17 protein-coding genes and 1 pseudogene are annotated in these 23,293 nt (G+C 72.7%); 10 read left to right on the plus strand and 8 right to left on the minus strand.

Translation table 11 applies throughout. From position 1 onward, the window contains the following. Positions 1-151 precede the first annotated feature (151 nt). The 3 genes from ACWD1Z_RS08785 to ACWD1Z_RS08795 are packed head-to-tail and all read left to right on the plus strand — an operon-like array spanning position 152 to position 3,167. Complete coding sequence (locus tag ACWD1Z_RS08785) at positions 152-1,192, plus strand: FecCD family ABC transporter permease (protein ID WP_451116803.1); 1,041 nt, start codon at positions 152-154, stop codon at positions 1,190-1,192. A 3-nt stretch (positions 1,193-1,195) separates the two neighbouring features. Further along, positions 1,196-2,299 carry a FecCD family ABC transporter permease gene (locus ACWD1Z_RS08790; RefSeq protein WP_451116805.1) on the plus strand — a complete coding sequence of 368 codons (1,104 nt, stop codon included), beginning with the start codon at positions 1,196-1,198 and terminating at the stop codon, positions 2,297-2,299. Positions 2,300-2,303: 4 nt separating this feature from the next. Further along, a complete protein-coding gene (locus ACWD1Z_RS08795; protein ID WP_451116807.1) occupies positions 2,304-3,167 on the plus strand; it encodes an ABC transporter ATP-binding protein in 864 nt (287 codons plus the stop codon). 9 nt (positions 3,168-3,176) lie between these two features. Here the strand turns inward: ACWD1Z_RS08795 and ACWD1Z_RS08800 are convergent, their stop codons facing one another. Then, a complete protein-coding gene (locus tag ACWD1Z_RS08800) occupies positions 3,177-4,124 on the minus strand; it encodes a methionyl-tRNA formyltransferase (protein ID WP_451116808.1) in 948 nt (315 codons plus the stop codon). Between the two features lie 122 nt (positions 4,125-4,246). Here ACWD1Z_RS08800 and ACWD1Z_RS08805 point away from each other — a divergent pair, with 122 nt between their 5' ends. Both ACWD1Z_RS08805 and ACWD1Z_RS08810 read left to right on the plus strand, forming a co-directional pair. Then, a complete protein-coding gene (locus ACWD1Z_RS08805) occupies positions 4,247-5,572 on the plus strand; it encodes a lysine N(6)-hydroxylase/L-ornithine N(5)-oxygenase family protein (RefSeq protein ID WP_451116810.1) in 1,326 nt (441 codons plus the stop codon). Positions 5,573-5,581: 9 nt separating this feature from the next. Further along, positions 5,582-6,334: an ABC transporter permease gene (locus ACWD1Z_RS08810; RefSeq protein ID WP_451116811.1), complete on the plus strand. Its 753-nt coding sequence runs from the start codon at positions 5,582-5,584 to the stop codon at positions 6,332-6,334. Here the strand turns inward: ACWD1Z_RS08810 and ACWD1Z_RS08815 are convergent. Genes ACWD1Z_RS08815 through ACWD1Z_RS08825 form a run of 3 tightly spaced genes read right to left on the minus strand, consistent with a single transcriptional unit; the run spans position 6,331 to position 10,242 of the window. Then, entirely contained in the window at positions 6,331-8,397 is a 2,067-nt protein-coding gene (locus ACWD1Z_RS08815) for an iron ABC transporter permease (protein WP_451116813.1), read from the minus strand. The two genes, ACWD1Z_RS08810 and ACWD1Z_RS08815, sit on opposite strands and share 4 nt — an antisense overlap. A gap of 4 nt (positions 8,398-8,401) precedes the next feature. Then, the gene (locus tag ACWD1Z_RS08820; RefSeq protein ID WP_451116815.1) at positions 8,402-9,388 is read right to left on the minus strand and encodes an iron-siderophore ABC transporter substrate-binding protein; all 987 of its coding nucleotides are present in this window, start codon (positions 9,386-9,388) and stop codon (positions 8,402-8,404) included. Beyond that, positions 9,385-10,242 carry an ABC transporter ATP-binding protein gene (locus tag ACWD1Z_RS08825; protein WP_451116816.1) on the minus strand — a complete coding sequence of 286 codons (858 nt, stop codon included), beginning with the start codon at positions 10,240-10,242 and terminating at the stop codon, positions 9,385-9,387. Before ACWD1Z_RS08825 ends, ACWD1Z_RS08820 begins: the two co-directional genes overlap by 4 nt. Before the next feature lie 253 nt (positions 10,243-10,495). Here ACWD1Z_RS08825 and ACWD1Z_RS08830 point away from each other — a divergent pair, with 253 nt between their 5' ends. After that, the gene (locus tag ACWD1Z_RS08830) at positions 10,496-12,004 is read left to right on the plus strand and encodes a SulP family inorganic anion transporter (protein ID WP_451116818.1); all 1,509 of its coding nucleotides are present in this window, start codon (positions 10,496-10,498) and stop codon (positions 12,002-12,004) included. 204 nt (positions 12,005-12,208) lie between these two features. On the opposite strand, the gene ACWD1Z_RS08835 is transcribed toward ACWD1Z_RS08830, so the two are convergent. Beyond that, positions 12,209-12,631: a secondary thiamine-phosphate synthase enzyme YjbQ gene (locus tag ACWD1Z_RS08835; RefSeq protein WP_451116820.1), complete on the minus strand. Its 423-nt coding sequence runs from the start codon at positions 12,629-12,631 to the stop codon at positions 12,209-12,211. Positions 12,632-12,742: 111 nt separating this feature from the next. Here ACWD1Z_RS08835 and ACWD1Z_RS08840 point away from each other — a divergent pair, with 111 nt between their 5' ends. Then, entirely contained in the window at positions 12,743-13,813 is a 1,071-nt protein-coding gene (locus ACWD1Z_RS08840) for an NAD(P)-binding domain-containing protein (protein ID WP_451116822.1), read from the plus strand. Between the two features lie 12 nt (positions 13,814-13,825). Here the strand turns inward: ACWD1Z_RS08840 and mltG are convergent, their stop codons facing one another. Both mltG and ACWD1Z_RS08850 read right to left on the minus strand, forming a co-directional pair. Further along, the gene (mltG, locus tag ACWD1Z_RS08845; protein WP_451116823.1) at positions 13,826-14,674 is read right to left on the minus strand and encodes an endolytic transglycosylase MltG; all 849 of its coding nucleotides are present in this window, start codon (positions 14,672-14,674) and stop codon (positions 13,826-13,828) included. A 43-nt stretch (positions 14,675-14,717) separates the two neighbouring features. Next, positions 14,718-16,520, minus strand: a complete 1,803-nt coding sequence (locus tag ACWD1Z_RS08850) for an ABC transporter ATP-binding protein (RefSeq protein ID WP_451116825.1) — start codon at positions 16,518-16,520, stop codon at positions 14,718-14,720. Between the two features lie 92 nt (positions 16,521-16,612). Between ACWD1Z_RS08850 and ACWD1Z_RS08855 the strand changes: the two genes are divergently transcribed. Continuing rightward, positions 16,613-17,056, plus strand: a complete 444-nt coding sequence (locus tag ACWD1Z_RS08855; RefSeq protein ID WP_451116826.1) for a MarR family winged helix-turn-helix transcriptional regulator — start codon at positions 16,613-16,615, stop codon at positions 17,054-17,056. 133 nt (positions 17,057-17,189) lie between these two features. Here the strand turns inward: ACWD1Z_RS08855 and ACWD1Z_RS08860 are convergent, their stop codons facing one another. After that, positions 17,190-18,794 (minus strand): peptide-N4-asparagine amidase, encoded by a 1,605-nt coding sequence (locus tag ACWD1Z_RS08860; protein ID WP_451117140.1) that lies wholly within the window; start codon positions 18,792-18,794, stop codon positions 17,190-17,192. Between the two features lie 370 nt (positions 18,795-19,164). Between ACWD1Z_RS08860 and ACWD1Z_RS08865 the strand changes: the two are divergent. Further along, positions 19,165-20,931, plus strand: a pseudogene (locus ACWD1Z_RS08865) (ABC transporter transmembrane domain-containing protein); the annotation flags it as partial. Positions 20,932-21,344: 413 nt separating this feature from the next. Beyond that, positions 21,345-23,162 carry an ABC transporter ATP-binding protein gene (locus ACWD1Z_RS08870; RefSeq protein WP_451116827.1) on the plus strand — a complete coding sequence of 606 codons (1,818 nt, stop codon included), beginning with the start codon at positions 21,345-21,347 and terminating at the stop codon, positions 23,160-23,162. The last annotated feature ends 131 nt before the right edge of the window (positions 23,163-23,293 follow it).

The following is a 23,293-nucleotide window of genomic DNA, read 5'->3' on the forward strand; positions in this document are numbered from 1 at the left end:
CCCGGCCTGGGCCGGGGATCCGCGCCATAGTAAGGTAAGGGTTACCTAATTTCATAGGTCGCGCACGGATTTGCCCAAGGGGATGGGACGGCGGCCGAACTCGCCCTACAGTCCTGACAGTTAAGGCAAGGCTGACCAAAGGAAGTATGACGTGGGGACCTCTGCGGCCGGGGCGGCGAAAGGCCCCCGCGCGGTACTCCTGCTCGCGCTGTCCGGCACGGCGCTGCTCGCGCTGTGCGGTCTGTCGATGGCGTTCGGCGCACTCGGCGTCCCGCTGGACCAGGTCTGGCACACCCTGCTCGGCGACGCGCCCAACTCCCGTATCGACAACGTGATCTGGTCGGTACGACTGCCCCGCACCGCCCTCGGCCTCGCCACCGGCGCCGCGCTGGGCCTGTCCGGCGCGCTCATGCAGGCGCTGACCCGCAACCCGCTGGCCGATCCCGGCATCCTCGGCGTCAGCGCGGGCGCCGCCTTCGCCGTCGTACTGTCCGTCGGGGTGCTCGGCATCGGTTCGGTGTACGGCTACATCTGGTTCGCGTTCGCCGGGGCGATGGCCGCCAGCGTCGTGGTCTACCTGCTGGGCGGGCTCGGCCGGTCGGGTACGACGCCGGTGAAACTGGCCCTGGCCGGCGTCGCGGTGACCTCCCTTTTGTTCTCGCTGACCAGCGCGATCGCCCTGACCGACCCGGACGCCCTGAACCGCTACCGCTTCTGGTCGGCGGGGTCCCTGGCCAACCAGGACGAGGAAGTCCTGCTGCGGGTCCTGCCGTTCCTCGCCGTGGGCGCCGTGCTGGCCCTGGCGTCGGCCCCCGCCCTGAACCGCCTCGCGCTCGGCGACGACGTGGCCAGGTCCCTGGGGCTGCGGCTCGGCCTCGTCCGCGTCCAGGGCGTGGTGGCGGTCACCCTGCTCACCGGCGGGGCCGTCGCCGTCATCGGGCCCGTCGTCTTCGTCGGCCTGGTCGTCCCGCACATCGCGCGCGTCCTCGCCCAACTCGCCGGCCTCGGCCCGGACCACCGCTGGCTGCTGCCCCTGTCGGCCCTGCTCGCCCCCTGCCTGCTGCTCGCCGCGGACATCGCGGGCCGGCTGATCGCCAGGCCCGTGGAGATCCAGGCCGGCATCCTGGTCGCCTTCCTCGGCGGCCCGTTCTTCATCGCCCTGGTCCGCCGCCGCCGACTCGCGGAGCTGTGAGCCATGAGTACCGAACTCGCACCCGGGCCGGACGAGAAGGACTCCGTCACGCGGCCGGCTCGGCGCACCGCCGATCGGGTCGGTTTCCGGCTCGCCGTTCCGCCCGTCTCCGGGTTGCTGCGGCCCCGGCTGCTGGTCGTGTGCCTGGGGCTCGCGGTCGCCGCCTTCCTGCTGTTCGCCGTGGAGACCTCGATCGGGGACATCTCCCTCCCGCTCACCGACGTGCTGCGGGCCCTGGTCGGCGCGAGTGACCCCGCGACCGAGCTGATCGTGCACGAGCTGCGCCTGCCCCGGGCACTGGCCGGTCTGCTCGTCGGCATCGCGTTCGGCGTGTCCGGCGCCCTGCTCCAGACCCTGACCCGCAATCCGCTCGCCAGCCCCGACATGATGGGCATCACCCAGGGCGCCGGCACGGCGGTGGTCGCCGGCATCGTCCTCGGCTGGGACGGGGGCCTGAGCACCCAGGCCCTGGGCCTGGCCGGCGCGCTGCTGGCGGCGCTCCTGGTGTACGCGCTGGCCTGGAAGCGGGGCACCAGCGGGTACCGGATCGTCCTCGTCGGCGTCGGCGTCGCCTGGATCTGCACCAGCGCCACCGACTACCTGATGGCCCGCGGCCAGCGCTTCCAGGCGCAGGCCGCCCTGGGCTGGCTGGTCGGCAACCTCAACGGCCGTACCTGGCAGCAGATCACCCCGCTCGCGGTGGCGATGGCCGTACTCCTGCCGCTGGCGCTGCTGCTCGGGCGGCTGCTGCGGACCCTGGAGCTCGGGGACGACGTGGCCCGGGGCCTGGGGACCCGCGTGCAGACCGTCCGCGTCACCGTGCTCCTCGCCGCCGTCGGCCTGGTGGCCTTCGGCACCGCCACCGCGGGGCCCGTGGCCTTCGTGGCGCTCGCCGCGCCCCAGGTCGCCCAGCGCCTCGCCGGTACCGCCTTCCCACCGCCCGTGGGCGCCGGGCTGACCGGCGCCGTCATGGTGCTCGGTGCCGATCTCGTCGCCCGCGAGCTCATCGACACCGAGCTTCCGGTCGGGATCGTGACGGGCGTGCTCGGCGCGCCCGTACTGCTGTGGCTGCTCGTCCGCGCCAACCGCGCAGGTTCAGGAGGCTGACAACGTGTCGAAGAAGGACCCCGCACCGGCCGGTAGCCCCGGCCTGCGCGCCGAGGGCCTGCGGCTGGCGTACGACGACCGGGTCGTGGTCGAGGATCTCGACCTGATGGTCCCCACCGGCCGGATCACCGTGATCGTCGGCGCCAACGCGTGCGGCAAGTCCACCCTGCTGCGCGCCCTGGCCCGGCTGCTGACGCCGAAGTCCGGGGCCGTCCGGCTCGACGGGCGCTCGATCCACTCGATCCCCACCCGCACCCTCGCCCAGCAGCTCGGCATCCTGCCGCAGTCCCCGGTCGCCCCCGAGGGCCTGACCGTCATCGACCTGGTGGGACGCGGCCGTTCACCGCACCAGACGTGGTGGCGGCAGTGGTCCTCCGCCGACGAGGACGCCGTGCACGAGGCGCTGCGGGCCACCGACATGACCGGCCTCGCGCACCGGGCGGTGGACGAGCTGTCCGGCGGTCAGCGCCAGCGGGCCTGGATCGCCATGGCCGTGGCCCAGGGCACGCCGGTGATGCTGCTGGACGAGCCGACGACGTATCTCGACCTCGCCCACCAGATCGACGTCCTCGACCTGATCACCGACCTGAACCGGCACCAGGGCCGCACGGTGGTGATGGTGCTGCACGACCTCAACCAGGCCTGCCGGTACGCCGATCACATCGTCGCCATGAAGGCGGGCCGGATCGCCGGCGAGGGCTCCCCCGCCGAGATCGTCACCGCGGCGATGGTGGAGGAGGTGTTCGGGTTGCGGTGCGTCGTCGGTACGGATCCGGTGAGCGGGACGCCGATGGTGATTCCCATGGGCCGCCACCACGAAGGGGTCAAGGAGGCGGCGCCGGTCGGCGTCCCGCATGTCACCGGGTGAGACGGGGCGCTACGGACGGGTCGTCAGGTAGCCCCCCATCGTGCGGAAGTACTCGGTAGCCGGGTACTCGGTGCCGTCCTCGGTCCGCACCCGCTGGACCAGCAGCCCGGGCAGCCGTCCCGAACGGGTCCCGGCCCCGGCGACGATGACGACGCCGTCCCCCTCGCGGATGAAGATCCGGCCCGGGGTGCCGCCGTAACGCCCCTGCGAGACAGCCGCCTTGACGATCCGGAGGCGTTCGCCGCGATGGTGGGTGAAGGCGTTCGGGTACGGATCGGACTGGGCCCGCACCAGCCGCTCCAGGTCCTCGGCGGGCCAGGTCCAGTCGATGCGGCTGTCCTCAAGCGACCGCTTGTGGAAGAAGCTCGACCGGGAGCGGTCCTGGGCGATCCACTCGGCCTTGCCCGAGGCGATGAGATCGAGGGACTCCCGGACCACCGGGCCGATCAGGTCGACCGTGCGGTGGAACAGGTCGGTGGCGGTGTCGGTGGGTCCGACAGGTACCGCGCGCTGCACCAGGATGTCGCCCATGTCGAGTTCGGCGTCCATCCGGTGGGCGGTGACGCCGACCCGCTGCTCGCCGTTGATGAGCGCCCAGATCAGCGGCGAGAACCCGGCGTAGGACGGCAGCAGCGAGTCGTGGATGTTGAGCGTGCCGTGCGGCGGGAGATCGAAGATCTCCGCGGGCAGCCAGGTGCGCCAGTTGTTGGCGACGATGATGTCCGGCTCGGCCTCCGCGAGCGCCCGCAGCAGCTCGTCGTCCCCCGGACGGTTGCGCAACAGCACGGGTACGCCGTGCTTTTCGGCCAGGTCGGCGACCGAGTCGCTCCAGATCCTCTCGTAGACGTGGTCGCTCTTGGGGTGGGTCACGACCAGGACCACTTCGTGCTCGGAGTCCAGCAGAGCCTCTAGCGTCCGGTGTCCCCAGGTCTGGTAACCGAACATGACGACCCGCATATAAGCCCTCCTCAGCCATTGCTAGGTAAGGCTAACCTTATCTAGCATGTGCCTGCTCGGGGGAGCCTGTGGCATCCATCGGAGAACACTGTGAACTCCCCCCTACAGGAGGCGATGACGCGGTGACGACGCTTCACACTGGGCCGGACTCCCCTTACGACGTGCTGGGCATCGGCTTCGGCCCGTCCAACCTCGCGCTCGCGATAGCGCTCCACGAACACGGCGTGACCTCACGCGAAGGGGACGGATTCCGCGCCGGATTCCTGGAGCGGCAACCGCGGTTCGGCTGGCACCGCGGCATGCTCATCGACGACGCCACCATGCAAGTGTCCTTCCTCAAGGACCTGGTGACGATGCGTGACCCCACCAGCGACTTCAGCTTCCTGTGCTATCTGCGCGACCGCGGGAGGCTGGTCGACTTCCTCAACCAGAAGACGCTCTTCCCGCTGCGCATCGAGTTCCACGACTACTTCGAGTGGGCCGCCGACCGCGTCGCCCACCTCGTCGAGTACGGCGCCGAGGTGGTCTCCGTACGGCCCGTCACCGAGGCGGGCGAGGTCCGCTGGTTCGACGTCACCAGCCGCGATCCCGCGGCGCCCGAGCGCACGACCGTCCGCCGCACCCGCACCCTGTGCGTGGCCACCGGCCTCGAACCGCACCTGCCACCCGACGCGGTGCTGTCCGAACGCGTCTGGCACACCAGCGAGTTACTGCCCCGGGTGGACCAACTCCGGTGCGAACGCACGCCCGTTCGCCGTGCCTTCGTGCTCGGCGCCGGCCAGAGTGCCGCCGAGGCGGTCGACTATCTGCACCGCAGCTTCCCCGAGGCCGAGATCTGCTCGGTGTTCGCCAAGTACGGCTACACCCCGGCCGACGACAGCCCGTTCGCCAACCGGATCTTCGACCCCGAGGCCGTCGACGTGTTCTACGGCGCGCCGCCCCAGGTGAAGCGGTCGCTGCACGACTACCACCGCGGCACCAACTACTCCGTGGTCGACATGGAGTTGATCGAGTCGCTGTCGCGGACCATGTACCAGGAGAAGGTCCAGGGCAGACAGCGCCTGCGGATGCTGAACGTCTCCCGCATCCGGGAGGTCGCGAGCGACGCGGACGGCCTGCGGGTGACGGTGGAGTTCCTGCCGACGGGCGAACGCCAGGTGCTCGGCTCCGATCTCATCGTCTACGCGACCGGCTACCAGCCCCGGGGCATCGGCGACCACCTCGGCGAGATCGCCAAGCTCTGCCTGCGCGACGACGAGGACCAGCTCCGCGTCGGACGCGACCACCGGGTGGAGACCGCCGCGCACGTCACCGCGGGCATCTACCTCCAGGGCGGCACCGAGCACACCCACGGCCTCACCTCGACCCTGCTGTCCACCACCGCCGTACGCGCCGGGGAGATCTGCTCCTCCCTCCTCGCGCAGAACGCGGGCAGCCTCCGGGAGTAGACCCGACCCGTGCGTCACCTCGCCGCCGGCACGCTGCTGCCGGTCGACCCGACGCTCGCCGTCGCCCTCGTCGTCCTGCTGCTCGTGGCCACCGCCGTGGCCGCCGTCTTCCGGATCTCGCCGGACGAGCCGTACGGACGGGCCCGCGAGGTCGTGACGGCGGGCGTGCGGGCGGCCCTGCAACTGGCGGCGGTGTCCCTGGTGATCGGCTGGGCCGTCCACCACTCCGCGGCCCTGCTCGGGTTCCTGTTCCTCATGTGCGCCGTCGCCACCCGCACCGCGGGGCGGCGCATCACGCCGAACGGCACCTGGTGGTGGGCGGCGCTGCCGATCGCGGTCCCGGTGGTACCGGTCGTCGCCGCCCTGGTGCCGGCCGGTCTGCTCACCGTGCCCGGCATCGCCGTCGTGCCGGTGACCGGCATCCTCATCGGCGGCGCGCTCACCGCGACCGTCCTCGCCGGGCGGCGGGCGCTGGACGAGGCCGCGCTGTCGCTGGGCTTCCCGGACCGCGACGCCCACCTCGAAGTGGTCCGCGGCGCCGCCTCCGACGCGCTGCTGCCCGCCCTGGACCAGACCCGCACGGCCGGTCTGGTCACGCTGCCGGGCGCGTTCGTCGGCATGCTCCTGAGCGGCGCCTCCCCCGTGCTGGCCGGCACCGTCCAGGTCTTCGTGCTCATCGCCCTGCTGGCGGTGGAGGCGCTGTCGGTGGCCCTGACCGTCGAACTCGTCGCCCGCCGCAGGCTCCACCGGCAAGGCCCCTAACGGCGGCTGCGCACCAGCAGATACAGGAAGTACGGCGTGCCGATCACCGCGGTCACCATGCCGGCGCCGAGCTGTGCGGGCGCGATCACGGTACGGCCCAGCAGATCCGCCGTGCCCACCAGGGCGGCGCCGAGCAGGACGGCCACCGGGACCACCCGGGCGTGCGGCCGGCCCACCAGGGCCCGGGCCGCGTGCGGGGCGACCAGTCCCACGAAGCCGATCGTGCCCGCGGCGGCGACGGCGGTGGCGCTCAGCAGCACCCCCAGCACGAGGAAGCCGAGGCGCCCGCGGGCCAGGTCCATGCCCAGCAGCCGCGGGGTGTCCTCGTCGAGCGAGACCAGGTCCAGTTCCGCGCGCCGCAGCACCGCGACGACCACCCCGAGCACGACGACGACCGCGAGCGGCACGACGTCCGGCAGGGTGCGGCCGTACGTCGAACCGGACAGCCAGGTCAGGGCCTTGACCGCGTTGAACGGGTCGGTGAGGACGATCAGCAGGCTGATCAGCGCGGTGGCGGCGGTGGCCACCCCGATGCCGACGAGCACCAGCCGGTTCTGCTGGAACCCGCCTCGCGCGGCGAGGCCGAAGACGACGACGGAGCTGACCGCTGCGCCCGCGAAGGCCGCGCCCGCGAGGCTCCACGACCCGGCCAGGGGCACGGTCGTCACCAGGAGTACGGCGCCCAGCGCGGCCCCGCCGGAGACGCCGAGCACGGCGGGCTCGGCCAGCGGGTTGCGGGTCACGGCCTGGATGAGCGTCCCGGCCAGGGCGAGGGCGGCGCCGGCGAGCAGCGCGGCCAGGACCCGGGGCACCCGGGTGTCCAGCACGAAGGAGACGGTCTGCCCCGCCCTGCCCTGCGCCCAGTTGACGACGTCGCCGAGCAGCAGCTTGGCGTCGCCCAGCAGCAGGGCGGCGATCGTCACACCGACGAGCACGACCGCCAGGACGGCCGTGACGGTGAGGAAGACGGCCCGGCTCCTGATCCGCAGCCGGTCGGGCGCGGCCGAGGCGGCGGTGTCCTTCAGCCGTACGGCCATGACGACCAGGAAGACGGCGCCGACGAGGCTGGTGACCACGCCGGTCGGCACGGCGACCGCGAGGTCCGCCGGGACCAGGGACCTGAGCAGCACGTCCGAGCCGAGGACCAGGGCCGCGCCGGTCAGGCCGGCGACCGGCAGGCTCGCGCGGGTCCGGGTGAAGGCCCGGTACCGGCGGGCGAGGGGCCGGACGAGGGCGGGGGCGCACAGGCCGACGAAGCCGATCGGTCCGGCCAGGGTGACGGCCGCGGCGGACAGCAGTGCCGCGAGCACGACCGCGGTGACCCGGGTGGCGCGGACCGGCACGCCGACGCCGCGGGCGGCCTCGTCGCCGAGCGCCAGCGCGTCGACCCGGCGGGCCACCAGCAGCAGCCCGAGCAGGCCCGCCAGACCGAGGGGCGCCATCCGGACCACGCCGTCGAAGCCGTTCTGGCCGATGCTGCCCTGGTTCCACTGGTAGAGCCCGTGGGTCTCCTCCGGGAACAGCAGGAGCAGTCCTTCGGTGACGGCGTTGAGGCCGAGCATCAGGGCGGTGCCCGCGAGGACGAGGCGTACCGTGCCGGCGCCGAGCCCCGACAGGCCGAGCACGACGGCCGCCGCGGCGAGGCTGCCGAGGAGCGCGACTCCGGAGGAGGCGAGCAGCGGCAGGGAGACGCCGGTGACGGCCACCAGCCCGAGGGCCAGGTAGGAACCGGCGTTGACGGCGAGGGTGTCGGGGGAGGCGAGGACGTTGCGGCTGACCGCCTGAAGGGCGGCGCCCGCCATGCCGAGCATGGCCCCGACGAGGAGCCCCGCGGTCGTCCTGGGCAGCCGGGAGGCGATGACGACGGAGGAGTCGGCGGGGTCGGCCTGTCCGGTGAGCGCCTTCCACACCTCGGAGGCGCCGACGGCGGCGGTGCCCTGCGTGATGTCGACGACCGCGAGGGCCGTGACCAGCAGGACCAGAGCGGCCGTCACCGCGGCCGCGCCCGTCCGGGACGTGGCCGCCGACGGACGGGTGGCGGGGGTTGTCGCGGTGACGGCCATGGCGTTACTTCGTCAGCGCGGCGACGACGGAGTCGACGTACTGGTTCATCGACTCGGGACCGCCGAACATCCAGATGCCGTCGTCCAGCCGGTGGACGTTGCCCTTCTTCACGAACGGCAGCGAGGTCCACACCTTGTCCTCGGCCAGCGCGCCGGTGAAGGGGGTGCTGCTCTTGTCGCCGTCGTTGCCGATGTAGGCGAAGTGCACGTCGTCGCTGAGCTTGGTGAGGCCCTCGACGTCGGTGGCGCCCAGGCCGTAGCTCTCGTCGCCCTTGACGCTCCAGTCGTTCTTCAGGCCGAGCCGCTCGTTGACCGCGCCGATGAGCGAGCCGCTGGTGAAGGGGCGGATGGAGACCTGGTTGGAGATGTCGTAGCCGTCGGCGAAGGCGTACGCGGCGCCGGCGAGACCGGCGTCGGCGAGGGCCTTCCTGCCCTCGGCGAGCTTGGCGTCGAAGGCTCCCTTGATCTTGCCGGCCTGCTCGGTGGTGCCGGTGGCCTTGGCGAGCAGGTCGAGGTTGTCCGTCATGTGCCCGATCGGATCGGCGGCGTCGGCGGACTTCACCTCGACCACCGGGGCGACCTCGCGCAGCTGCTTCACGGCGGCGGGCGGCAGGTCGGTGCTGGCGACGATGAGGTCCGGCTTCAGCGCGGCGATCGTGTCCATGCTGGGCTCGCCGCGGGTGCCGATGTCCTTGGGCTCGTTCTTCAGCGGAACCGCCTGGTCCCAGGTCCGGTACCCCTTGACGTCGGCGACGCCGACCGGGTCCACGCCCAGCGATATCAGCAGCTCGACCTCGTGCCACTCGGTGCCGACGACCTTGGTGGCGGGTCCGTCGAGTTCGACCTTCGTCCCGGAGGCGTCGGTGAGGGTGATGCGCTCGGCGGTCTTCGTGGCCTCGGCGCTGTCGGCGGCGGGCTCGGTGGTTCCGCAGGCGGTCAGGGTGAGGGCCGCGGCGGTGGCGGCCGCCGCGGTGAGGAGGAGGCGTCTCATGAGGGTGTGCTGAGCCTTTCGCTTCGCTGGTGGTGCCGGCCGATCGCGCGGGTGCGCAGCCGGCCGGTGAGGGGGTCGGTGTCGACGTCGATGCGGATGCCGTAGGTGTCGGTGAGCCGCTCGGCCGTCAGGACGTCTTCGGGGAGTCCGTCCGCGACGATCCGGCCCTGGTGGAGCAGGACGATCCGGTCGGCGAGGGCGGCGGCCTGGTCCAGGTCGTGCAGGACCGCGCCCACCGCGATCCCGTGGTCGTCCGCGAGGTCGCGGACCAGGTCGAGCAGTTCGATCTGGTACCGCAGGTCGAGGTAGGTCGTGGGCTCGTCCAGGAGCAGGACGCCGGTCTCCTGGGCGAGGCAGCTCGCGAGCCAGACCCGCTGGAGCTGTCCGCCGGAGAGGTGCTCGGCGCCGCGCTCGGCGAGTCCGGCGACCCCCGTCATGGCCAGCGCGCGGTCCACCGCGGCCGGCCCGTCCGGGTCCGCCCTGCCCCAGCGGCCCCGGTAGGGGTAGCGGCCGAACTCGACGACGTCCCGTACGGTCAGCCCGCTCGGCGTGGGGCGGCCCTGGGTCAGCAGGGCCACCCGGCGGGAGAACTCGCGCGGGGTCAGCGCCAGACCGTCGGTGCCGTCGACGACGAGGGTGGCGGTCCTGGGCCGCTGCAACCGCGCGATCGTCCGCAGCAGCGTCGACTTCCCGCTGCCGTTCGGCCCCACCAGCACGGTCACCTGGCCGGGCCGCAGGGTCACCGCCGCGCCGTGCACGACGTCCACGCCGTCGTAGGCCACGGTGACGCCGGTGGCCGACAGTTCATGACCGCGGGCCGACACGGCCGCGGGGATCTCTTCGCTTGATCGCACGGAACAGAGGTTAGCCTAACCTAAATTCGATCTTCGCGGGGGCGGGTGCGGCGGGCCGGTTCCGCCGCGGCAGGTAGGCTTGCCCAGGTCATCGGACCGGTTGTCCGCCGCGTCGGGGCCGACGAAGCCCCCGTGCGCCGCCCGGTCGTCGCACGCCGCCCCCTGACCGGGCGTGCGGCTGCGCCGTATCCCTCTTCCGCCGCGTGCCCGCCCTGCTGCCGGGTGTGCCCGAGCACGACAGGTTCCCCTCGCCTTGACCTCCTCCGTACTGTCGCCTGCCGCGTGGCTGCGCGGCTCCCGACGTCCGTCGTGGCTGTCCGACCCGAAGGTGCTGCGCACCGAGGTGCTGGCCGGTCTGGTGGTCGCCCTCGCGCTGATCCCGGAGGCGATCTCCTTCTCGATCATCGCCGGGGTCGACCCGGCCATCGGGCTGTTCGCCTCGTTCACCATGGCCGTCACCATCGCCGTCGTCGGCGGCCGGCCGGCCATGATCTCCGCCGCCACCGGCGCCGTCGCCCTGGTCATCGCCCCGCTCAACCGCGAGCACGGCTTCGGCTATCTCGTCGCCGCCGTCATCCTCGCCGGCGTCATCCAGATCGTCCTCGGCGCGCTGGGCGTGGCCAGGCTGATGCGGTTCGTGCCGCGCAGCGTGATGGTCGGCTTCGTCAACTCCCTGGCGATCCTGATCTTCATGGCGCAGGTCCCGGAGCTGACGGACGTGCCCTGGCCGGTCTATCCGCTGCTCGCGGCGGGGCTGGCGATGATGGTGTTCTTCCCGCGGGTCACCACGGTGATCCCGGCGCCGCTGGTCTCCATCACCGTCCTGACCGTCCTCACCGTCGCGGCCGGGATCGCGGTGCCCACCGTGGGCGACAAGGGGGAGCTGCCGTCCGCGCTGCCGGTGCCCGGCCTGCCGGACGTGCCGTTCACCCTGGACACGCTGACGACCATCGCCCCGTACGCGCTGGCGATGGCGCTGGTCGGCCTGATGGAGTCGCTGATGACCGCCAAGCTGGTCGACGACATCACCGACACCGCCTCCTCCAAGACGCGCGAGTCCGTCGGCCAGGGCGTCGCCAACATCGTCACCGGGTTCTTCGGCGGCATGGGCGGCTGCGCCATGATCGGCCAGACGATGATCAACGTACGGGTCTCCGGCGCCCGCACCCGTCTGTCGACGTTCCTGGCGGGCGCGTTCCTGATGGTGCTGTGCATCGTCTTCGGGCCGGTCGTCTCCGACATTCCCATGGCGGCCCTGGTCGCGGTGATGGTCATGGTGTCGGTCGCCACCTTCGACTGGCACTCCGTCGCCCCGAAGACGCTGCGGCGGATGCCCGCCGGGGAGATCACCGTCATGGTGGTCACGGTCGCGTGCGTGGTCGCCACCCACAACCTCGCCATCGGCGTCGTCGCCGGCTCGGTCACCGCGATGGCCGTCTTCGCCCGGCGCGTCGCCCGGCTCGCCGAGGTCACCGCCGTCACCGACCCCGACGGCGGCAGCGTGGTCTACCGGGTGACGGGCGAGTTGTTCTTCGCCTCGTCCAACGACCTCGTCGGCCGCTTCTCCTACGCCACCGACCCGGAGCGCGTGGTCATCGACCTGTCCGCCGCGCACATCTGGGACGCGTCCTCCGTCGCCGCCCTGGACGCGGTGGAGGCGAAGTACGCCCAGCGCGGCAAGCGGGTGGAGATCACCGGCCTGAACGGGCCCAGCGCCCACCTGCACCAGCGGCTCAGCGGGGAACTCACCGGCAGCCACTGACCGACGTGGTTCCGGTGCCGGACACCCTTGCCGGTGCCCGGCACCGGAACCATCCGCGGTGCTCCCCGCGAGCCATCGTGCCCGACCGGCCACCGCCCGCGCACTGCCGGTTCCCGGCAATGTTCGTACGGGTTCGGATGCCGGGGCCGAGAGCGCGGCGCGAACCGACCGCGCGGCCAGTGCCGTTCAGCCTGTCCTGCTCGTTCAGCCCAGGAAGCTCAGCCGCACCTGCCGGTTGGGGTTGTCCTTGTTCGTGTCCACCAGGCACACCGACTGCCAGGTGCCCAGTTCCAGGCGCCCGTTCAGCACCGGAAGCGTCGCGTGCGGGGGCACGAGGGCCGGGAGGACGTGGTCGCGGCCGTGGCCGGGGCTGCCGTGGCGGTGCTGCCAGCGGTCGTCGGCCGGGAGCAGGGTGTGCAGGGCGGCCAGGAGATCGTCGTCGCTGCCGGCGCCGGTCTCGATGACGGCGATCCCGGCCGTGGCGTGCGGGACGAAGATGTTCAGCAGGCCGTCCCGGCCGCCGGCCGACTCCCGGAGGAAGGACTCGCAGTCGCGGGTGAGATCGATGACCGTCTCCGCGGTGCCGGAGGCGACCTGGAGAACTCGAGTGGTGAAGGCGTCTGACATGCCTTCCATCCTCCGTCATCCGACCGCCGCCGCGGCGCCGACGCGTCCCCGTCCCCGGCGAAGCGGCAGCGGCTCGGGAAGATCTCCGGCCCCGGTGGAGTTGGTGGAAGCGTGAACAACACCGAGGCGGTCGTCATAGGCGCCGGGCAGGCAGGACTCGCCGGCGCCTATCACCTGCGGCGCGCCGGGTTCGTGCCGGAGCGCGACTTCGTCGTGCTGGACCACTCCCCCGGCCCGGGCGGCGCCTGGCAGTTCCGGTGGCCCTCGCTGACGTACGGCAAGGTGCACGGGATGCACGCGCTGCCCGGCATGGAACTGACCGGGGCCGATCCGGCGCGGCCGTCGGCCGAGGTGATCGCCGAGTACTTCGCCGCCTACGAGCGCGCCTTCGACCTGCGGGTACGGCGGCCGGTGGACGTGCGGGCGGTGCGCGAGGGCCAGGGCGGGCGGCTGCTCGTCGAGACCTCGGCCGGGGTCTGGTCGACCCGGGCGCTGATCAGCGCCACCGGCACCTGGGACCGCCCGTTCTGGCCGCGCTACCCCGGTCAGGAGAGCTTCCGCGGGCGGCAGTTGCACACCGCGCGGTACGCGGGGCCCCAGGAGTTCGCGGGGCTGCGGGTGGTCGTCGTGGGCGGAGGCGCGTCCGGGACGCAGCACCTGCTGGAGATCGCCCCGTACGCGGCCGCGACCACCTGGGTCACCCGGCGGCCCCCGGTCTTCCGCGAGGGGCCCTTCGACGAGGACGCGGGCCGGGCCGCGGTGGCGCTGGTGGAGGAGCGGGTGCGGCAGGGGCTGCCGCCGAAGAGCGTGGTGTCGGTGACCGGGCTGCCGCTCAACGACGCGATCCGGCAAGGGCTCGCGGACGGGGTGCTCGACCGGCAGCCCATGTTCGACCGGATCACTCCGGAGGGCGTCGAGTGGGCCGACGGCCGGCGCGTGCGGGCCGACGTCATCCTGTGGGCGACCGGCTTCCGGGCCGCCGTCGACCATCTGGCACCGCTGAGGCTGCGCGAGCCGGGCGGCGGCATCCGGCTCGAGGGGACCAGGGTGGTCGCCGACCCGCGGATCCACCTCGTCGGCTACGGCCCCTCGGCGAGCACCATCGGCGCCAACCGGGCCGGCCGCGCGGCCGTACGGGACATCAGGCGGCTGCTGGCCGGGGAGCAGCCGCTGGCCGCGTGATGCCCCGCCCGGTCACTTCGCCTTCGGCGAGCTCTGCTGGTTGCGGTTGAACTCGGCGACGTTGCGCTGGTGCTCGGCGTAGTCGGCGGTGAAGCGGGTGTCGCCGGGCTTGACCGTGACGAAGTACAGCCAGTCGCCCGGGGTGGGGCTGATCGCGGCGCGCACCGCGTCCTCGCCCGGGTTGTCGATCGGGGTCGGGGGCAGCCCCATGCGCTGGTACGAGTTGTAGGGGCTGTCGATCCGGGTGTCGGCCTCGGTGGTCTTCAGCGTCGCCCGGTTGAGGGCGTAGTTGATGGTGGAGTCCATCTGCAGCGGCATGCCGCGCTCCAGCCGGTTGAAGACGACCCGGGCCACCTTGCCCATGTCCGCCTTGGTCGCCGCCTCGGCCTGGATGATGCTCGCGATGGTGACCGCCTGGTAGACGTTCATGGCGTTGCGCTGCGCGCCCGCGGCGATCGGGGCCCCGTTGAACTTCTTGTTGGCGGTGTCGACCATGTACGACAGCAGTTGCTCGGGCGTCGCCTTCTTGCCGTTGTGCTCCAGCGGGTAGGTCGCCGGGAAGAGATAGCCCTCCGGGTTGCCCTCGGCGTCGTTCGGCAGCTTCAGATTCGCCTTGGCCAAGGACTTCTTGGTGCTGCCCGCGGGCAGGGCGAGCGCCTTGTCGACGGCCTCGTAGATCTGGCCGGACCGCCAGCCCTCCGGGATCACCAGGGTGGTGGGCTTCTTCTCCTCCTCGCCGCCCAGGCTGAGCAGCGGCACCGCCACGGCGGTGCCGGCCACGACGGCCCCGGTCGCGATGAGGACGAGTCGGCCCCGGCGCGTCAGTCGAATCGTGTTCCGTGACGGAGTGTTCATGTGCATGCGGGCACGGTAACCCGCCAAAGCTCACAAACCCGGCATATCTTCATCTTGTCGGCTCCAGTTGGGCGTCCCGGCGGACCAGCGCCGCGTACCGCCCGTCCCGCCCCAGCAGCTCCTCGTGCGTGCCGCGTTCGACGGCCCGTCCGGAGTCCAGGACGACGATCTGGTCGGCGCCCCGGATCGTGGACAGCCGGTGCGCGATGGTGAGCGTGGTGCGGTCGGCCGAGAGCGCGTCGATGGCCTCCTGCACGGCCCGTTCGGTACGGGTGTCCAGGGCGCTGGTCGCCTCGTCGAGGATCAGCACCGGGGGGTCGCGCAGGATGGTCCGGGCGATGGCCAGGCGCTGCTTCTCGCCGCCGGAGAAGCGGTGGCCGCGCTCGCCGACCACGGTGTCGTAGCCGTCGGGCAGCGACGCGATGTGGTCGTGGATCTGCGCCGCCCGCGCCGCCTCGTGCAGTTCCTCGTCGGTGGCGTCCGGCTTGGCGAAGCGCAGGTTGTCGGCGACGGAGGCGTGGAAGAGGTACGTCTCCTGCGAGACGACGCCGACCGCCCGGGCCAGGGTGTCGAAGTCCAGGTCGCGGACGTCGACGCCGTCGAGGGTGACCCGGCCGCCGGTGACGTCGTAGAGCCGCGGCACCAGGTGGCCGAGCGTGGACTTGCCCGCGCCGGTGGGGCCGACGACCGCGAGACTTCCGCCGGCGGGGACGGTGAGGTCGACGCCGTCGAGGATGGGGGTGCCCTCGTCGTCGTAGCGGAACTCGACGTTCTCGAAGCGGACCTCGCCCCTGATCTTGTCGAGGCGGACCGGGCGTTCGGGCTCGGTGATGTCGATGGGCAGGTCGAGGTATTCGAAGATGCGCTGGAACAGGGCGAGCGAGGCCTGGATCTGGACGCCGGTGCCGAGCAGGCTGACGGCCGGGCGGAACAGGCCCTGCTGGAGCGAGACGAAGGCGACGATCGTGCCGATCGAGACCTCCGGGCCGCTGAACTTCAGGGCCAGGCCCGCGGTCCAGTAGATGACGGCGGGCATCGCGGCCATGACGATCGTGATCACGGCCATGCGCCAGCGGCCGGCCATGTTGGAGCGCACTTCCAGGTCGACGAGGCCCTCGGACTCCACCGCGAAGGACCGCGTGAGCGAGTCGGAACGGCCCATCGTGCGCCCCAGCAGGATGCCGCTGACGGAGAGCGACTCGGTGACCGTGGCGGCCATCGCGGCCATCTGCTTCTGGCGCTGGGTGGTGATCTTCTTGCGTTCGTTGCCGACCCGGCGGCTGATCCACACGAACACCGGGAGCAGCAGCAACGAGACCGTGGTCAGCCGCCAGTCGAGGACGAGCATCGCGGCGATCGTGGCGACGACGCTGGTGAAGTTGGCGACCAGCGAGGTGGCGGTGGAGGTGACGGTGGCCTGCATGCCGCCGATGTCGTTCGCGATCCGGGACTGCACCTCGCCGGTGCGGGTCCGGGTGAAGAAGGCCAGCGACATCCGCTGCAGGCGGCCGTAGACGGCGGTGCGCAGATCGTGCATGACGCGCTGGCCGACGGTGGTGGAGATCAGGGTCTGCAGGACGCCGAAGACGCTGGTGAGGACGGCGCTGAGGATCATGCCCAGGGCGAGCAGGCTGAGCAGCCCGGTGCGGCCCTCGGGAATGGCGACATCGAGGATCGCCTTCAGCAGGAACGGCGTGGCCACGGACACCAGCGAGGCGGCGCCGACCAGCAGGCCGACAACGGCGAGGCGACCGCGGTAGGGGCGGAACAGACGCAGGATGCGGCGCACCTGCCGGGGCTGCTGTTCGGCCTCGGCCGGCGGTGTCCAGACGGGTTCGTGATCGGGATGCATGGGCTCCTACGGAGGGGTGAGGGCGGGACTGACGGAGCTTAGCTCATTGTTACCTATGCTCACAATGAACTACGTCCTGATATTGTTCCCGTATGACCACCCCAGATCCCGACGGCACGCTCGCCGAGCAACTGCTGCGGTTCACCCGGCGTGTGCACCGGATCCAGAAGCGGCACATCGAGCAGTCCGGACTGGGCGTCACCCCGGCCCAGTCACGGCTGCTGCGCACGCTCGCGCACTACCCCTCGCCGCCCCGGATGGCCGACCTCGCCGAGCGTCTCGAAGTGGTTCCGCGGGCCGTCACCTCGCTGGTCGACGGCCTGGAGGCGAGCGGCAAGGTGCGCCGGGTGCCGGATCCGACGAACCGGCGGGTGATCCGGATCGAGCTCACCGAGGACGGGGTCAAGGCGCTGCGGGCACTGCACGGGGCACGCCGCTCGGCGGCCCAGGAGATCCTCGCGCCGCTCACGGACGGCCAGCGCGAGGTGCTCGGCGGGCTGCTGGACACCCTGGTGGACGGGGTCAACCACTGCTGAGCGCCGGGTGGTGCCGACGGTGATCCGACGCGTCGCATCCACCGGGCGGCACCCGTTGGGCTCCTGCCCTCGCTGAGCAGCCTGCCGCTCAGCGGCCTGCCGCTCAGCGGCCTGTCGCTCACCGGCCTGTCGCTCAGCAGCCTTCCCGATCCTCCGTCAGCACGCCCTGCTCAGTGGCCAGATAGCGGTCGTAACAGCCGCCGGGCACGTGCGAGCCCTGCAGCCGGTAGCGCTCGCTCGACGTGCCCACCGCGCGGCGTTGGTCGCGCGGCACGTTCACGGTCCAGGTCGCGTCACCGGCGTAGGTGTCGTCCAGTGCCGACCATGCGGTGCGCCGCCCGTCGCGCGTGGTGACGGCCGACCCCCGGTCGCCGAGGGCCAGCACGGTGCGCAGCCGGTCGTCCGCGCCGAGCGTGGTCGTGCCGTCCATCGTGTACGTCCGGTCCGTGCGCGTCGTCCTGGCCGGTCCGGGTCCGTCGACCGTCACCGACTCGTCGTCGCGCCAGGTGGCGTCGAGTGCGTCCATGGTCTCGCCGTCGGTCCAGCGATGGACGGAGGTGTGCGCCAGTGACCTGCGGACGGTAGTGGTCACCCGGCCGTGCGAGGTGTCGACGTATCCGGCGACGGCCAGCCGGTGCCCGCTCTCGGTGTCCACCCGGTGCTCCGGACCGGGCGTGTACGTCGAGGAGTTGGCGAGGCCCTGGTCCCGGTGCGCGGTGAGCGCGCCGGTGACGTGGGCGCGGCCCTCGTCCTGCCAGACGAGGATGTTGACGGGGGCACTCCAGCCGGGCCTGCCTTCGGGCAGTCCTGCGACGGAGACCTCGATGTCGTGCGGGCGGCCGTCGTTGAGGATCCCGGCGAACGGCGTCAGGTCGTAGGTGATCGGCCGGACGTCGAAGGCGCGCGGTCCGGGAACGACGTACCAGAGGAAGGGATTGGACCAGCCGCCGGTCCACACGTGCGGGAACGGCGCGGCGATACCGGCCAGTCGGCCGTCCACCCTGATCCGTACCTCACGGTAGGGGCCGTCGGCGGCCCGGCAGGAGTACGGCGCCGGGTCGGGCACCGTCAGATACCAGTACTCCTCGCACCCCCCGCCGGATCCGGTGGCGTACACCTCGGCGACGATGCGCTCGCTGTTGCGCGGCGTGGTGAGGGTGCCGTCGGTCAGGGGCAGGACGCGGTCGGGAATGTGGGCGGGCCTGCCGGTGTAGAAGGTCAGGGTGACTTTCACGTCGATGACGCCGGTGTGGGTGTCGTCGACGACGTTGCCGATGAGCATCTCGACGTCCTGGCGCTCGCGCAGGGTGTCGCCGTAGCGCGTGACGTCCTTCTCGACGGACCATGCGATGCCGTCCGGCGAGGGTTGCGGGGTGGAGGTGCGGAAGATCTCGACGCCGCCCACGCTCACGTGGCCGAGGCGGTCGTACTGACGGCCCTCGACCTTGCCGTCCAGGCGCAGCACGACCTTGTTCCAGCGGTCGCCGCAGCCGGCGGGCGGGGTGTACGTGCCGCGGTACGGCGTGAAGTCGCGGAACCGCGCCTCGGCCAGGGTGACTCGGCAGGACCTGGTGGCCGGGGCGGTGACGGGCGGGGCGGCGGTGACCGGGTCGTGCCAGTCCGAGCCGAACTCAGCGGGGACGTCGACGTGTCGGGCGGACGCGGGGTGCGCTCCGAGGAGCGTGCTCGCGAGGAGGGTCGCTCCGGCGAGCATGGACATGACGATCCGGCTCTTCATGGGCATGTTCTACGGGGTGGTGGCGGGCCGCGCAATGGGGCCTCGGGGCGGAGGCGGGAAGGGTCCGGGAGGGGAGCGGGAAGGGAGCGGGAGGGGAGCGGGAAGGGAGCGGGAAGGGTGCGGGAGAGGGTCCGGGCGGGGTGCGGGAGAGGGTCCGGGCGGGGGTGTGGGCGGGTCGGGGTGGCCGTGGGTCCGCGGCTGCCGGAACCTCTGGGTCCGGTGGGGCCCCAGGGGTCAGCCGGATCGTTCCAGCTGTGCGGAAAAACCGGTTGCCCCCGACCACGCTACGACGCGAGCCTGTCACGGTTTGCTGCCGCAGCGCGCGGTGGCACCTCGCCCCTCCGCCTCCGACCCGAGCCACTGGGACGTCATGCAGATTCAAGACCTTCCGTATCCCGACCCAGGCGTCCCGGACGCCCGCTCGGGACCCCGCTTCCTGTGGTGGCTCTTCCGGAACCAGCTGGGCGGGCAGCTGAAGGCGCTGGCCTGGGGCCTGGTGCACTTCGTGTCCGTCGCCTCGCTGCCGTTCTGCGTCGGACTCGCCATCCAGGCCGTCGTGGACCGCTCCGGCGGCCGGCTCGCCCTCGCCGGCGGACTGCTGGCGGTCGCCTGCGCCGGCAACGCCCTCGGCGACACCTTCCTGCACCGGGCCGCCGTCACCAACTGGATCGTCGCCGCGGCCCGCGTCCAGCAACTGCTCGCCCGCAAGGCCGCCCTGCTCGGCTCCGCGCTGACCCGGCGCGTCGCGGCCGGCGAGGTCGTCGCCGTCTCCACCGGTGACGTCGAGAGGATCGGCTGGTTCGTGGAGGCCGTCTCCCGGTTCACCGCGGCCGCGGTCACCATCGTGCTGGTCTGCGTCGGCCTGGTGCTCTACCAGCCCGCGCTCGGCGTGATCGTCGCCGTCGGCCTCCCGGTCCTGGCGCTGGCGGTGCTGCCGCTGCTCCCCCGGGCCACCCGGCGTGCCGACGTCCAGCGCGAGAAGGCGGGCCGCGCCACCGAGCTGGCCTCCGACACCGTCGCCGGGCTGCGCGTGCTGCGCGGCATCGGCGGCGAGGAACTCTTCCTCGACCGCTACCGCAGTGCCTCCCAGGAGGTCCGGCACGCCGCCGTGCGCAGCGCCCGGATGTGGGCCCTGATCGCCGCGATCCAGGTCCTGCTGCCCGGCCTGCTGCTGATCGCGGTGGTCTGGTACGGCGTCCATCTCGCCCGCGACGGCCGCATCGCCGTCGGTGAACTGGTCACCGCCTACAGCTCGATCATGCTGCTTACCTACCCTCTGCGGCACTTCGAAGAGATCGCCATGGCCTACTCCTTCTCGCGCCCCGCGGCTCGGCGGGCCGCTGGGGTGCTGTCGCTGGAGCGAGCCGTCGACGACCGGGGCACCGCCGGATCGCGTACGGCGGACCTGCCGTCGGGCGACCTGTACGACCCGGCCACCGGACTGCTCGTGCCCGCGGGCCGGTTCACCGCCGTGGTGTGCGGCGACCCGGACGCGGCGGGACGCCTGGCCGAACGGCTCGGCGGCCACCCCTCCGAGGCCGGCACGTCGGTCCTGCTGGGCGGAGTACCGCTGGACGACTTGCCGCTCGACACCGCCCGCACGGCCGTCCTCGTCCAGGACAAGGACCCGGTGCTGCTGTCCGGCACCCTGCGCGAACTGCTGGACGTGCCCAACTCGCGCGCGGTCGGCTCGGCGCAGGCGCTGGCGGCGGCCCAGTGCGCGGATGTGCTGGCCTCGCTGGCCCAGGGCTCGCTCGACGCCGCGGATCCGATGGACGCGCTCATCACCGAGCGCGGCCGGTCCCTGTCCGGCGGCCAGCGCCAGCGCCTGGCTCTGGCCCGGTCGCTGGTGACGGACCCAGAGGTGCTCGTCCTCGACGAACCCACCTCCGCTGTGGACTCCCACACGGAGGCGCGGATCGCGGACGGCCTCCGGGAGCTGCGCGCGGGGCGCACCACCGTGGTGTTCACCTCCTCGCCGCTGCTCCTGGACCGGGCCGAACGGGTCGTCCTCGTCCACGAGGGCGAGGTCACGGCGGTCGGCGAGCACCGGGAGCTGCTGCACAAGGAACCGCTGTACCGGGCCGTGGTGACGCGGGAGACGGACGAGGAGACGGCACTGCGGGAGGCCGCGGGGGCGGAGGGAGCGGAGGGGGGCGGCGGGCAGGACACGGGGGTGGATTCCCGGCCTGACACGGCGCCGGATCTGCGGCCGGACACCGGGCTGGCCCCCCGGCTGGACTCCCGGCTGGACTCCCGGCTGGACACCGGGGCGGATCCCCGGCCGGAGACCAGGCCGAACACCGGGGCGGATCCCCGACCGGAGACCAGGCCGGACACCGGGGTGGCCCCTCGGCTGGACTCCCAGCCGGACACCGGGCCGCGCCCCCGGCCGGACGAGGATGCGCGGCAGGACGCAGATGCGCGGCAGGACGCGGATGCGCGGCAGGACGCGGATGCGCGGCGGGGCCGGGGTTCCCGGGTCGGGGGCGACTCCCCGCTGGCGGGCGCCGCACGGCTGGACGCACGGGAAGAAATCGAGGAGAGCGCATGATCGGCGTCGCACCACCGGCCTACGACCCCGCCGCCCCGACGACGGCGAACACCCTGCCCGTCGGCGCCCCGGCCACCGTACGGGCCTACGTGACCGAACTGTTCCGCCGGCACCGCAGGTCCTTCCTGCTGCTGATCGCCGTCAACACCGCCGCCGTCGTGGCCTCCATGGCCGGGCCGTGGCTGCTCGGCGGCCTGGTCGAGCGGGTGTCGGACGGGGCCCGAGAGCTCCATCTGGAGCTCACCGTCTCGCTGTTCCTGGTCGCGCTGGTCATCCAGGCGGTGTTCGTCCAGCAGGTGCGGCTGCGCGGCGCGATACTCGGCGAGCGGATGCTGGCCGACCTGCGCGAGGACTTCCTGGTCCGGTCCGTCGGGCTGCCGCCCGGCGTGCTGGAACGCGCCGGGACCGGCGATCTGCTGTCCCGGATCACCACCGACATCGACCGGCTCGCCAACGCCATGCGCGAAGCCGTGCCCCAGCTGGCCATCGGCGTCGTGTGGGCGGCCCTGCTGCTGGGCGGACTGGTGATCACCGCGCCGCCCCTGGGCGCCGCGGTGCTGGTCGCCGTACCGCTGCTGGTCGTCGGCTGCCGCTGGTACTTCAAGCGGGCGCCCGCCGCCTACCGCTCGGAGGCCGCCGGCTACGCGGCCGTCGCCGCCGCCCTGGCCGAGACGGTGGACGCCGGCCGCACGGTCGAGGCCCACCGGCTCGCCGACCGCCGGATCGAGCTGTCCAAGCAGCGGGTGCGGGAGTGGACGGCCTGGGAGCGCTACACCCTCTGGCTGCGGTCGGTGCTCTTCCCGGTCATCAACGTCACCCATGTCACCGTCCTCGGCTCGGTCCTCATGCTCGGCGGCGTGTTCGTGCTCCAGGGCTGGATCGGGGTCGGTGAGCTGACCACGGGGGCGCTCATCGCGCAGATGCTCGTCGACCCGGTCGGCCTGATCCTGCGCTGGTACGACGAGCTCCAGGTCGCCCAGGTGTCGCTGGCCCGCCTCGTCGGGGTCCGGGACATCGAGCCGGACGCCGGGGACACCTCGCTCGCTCCCGACGGACGTGACGTCCACGCCGACCGGGTGCACTTCGGCTACCTCGAAGGCGTGGACGTCCTGCGCAAGGTGTCCCTGGAGGTGGCCCCCGGCACCCGGCTGGCGCTGGTCGGCCCCTCCGGCGCGGGCAAGTCCACGCTGGGCCGGCTGCTCGCCGGGATCTACGCGCCCCGCGAGGGCCGCATCGCCCTCGGCGGCGCGGAGCTGTCCCGGATGCCGGCCGAGCGGGTCCGCGAGCATGTGGCCCTCGTCAACCAGGAGCACCACGTCTTCGTGGGCTCCCTGCGGGACAACCTGCTGCTCGCCCTGCCTCACTCGCGTCTGCCGTCGAAGGCGGGGGTGGCGGACGACGCCGTCGACGCCGAGCTGTGGGCGGCGCTCGGGGCGGTCGACGCGGACGGCTGGGCCCGTGCGCTCGACGGCGGCCTGGACACCGAGGTCGGCTCGGGCGGCTTCGCGCTGACCCCGGCGCAGGCGCAGCAGATCGCCCTGGCCCGGCTGGTGCTGGCCGACCCGCACACGCTGGTCCTGGACGAGGCGACGTCCCTGCTCGACCCACGGGCCGCCCGCCATCTGGAACGCTCCCTGGCCCGCGTCCTGGAGGGCCGCACGGTGGTGGCCATCGCCCACCGCCTGCACACCGCCCACGACGCCGACGTCATCGCCGTCGTCGAGAACGGCCGCATCAGCGAGCTGGGCAGCCACGACGAACTGGTCGCGGCGAAGGGCGCGTACGCGGCGCTCTGGCAGTCCTGGCACGGCTGAGAACACCGGCCGGACCCGGGCCGACGGTGCCGGGTGCACCCACCCCGGGCCGGAGGGAACGCCCCTCCGGCCCGGGACGGCGCCCGACGACCGATCTCGCCCGCCCCGGAGCCGTGCCGTTGCGCGGGGGT

The organism is Streptomyces sp. NPDC002784 (assembly GCF_053592135.1).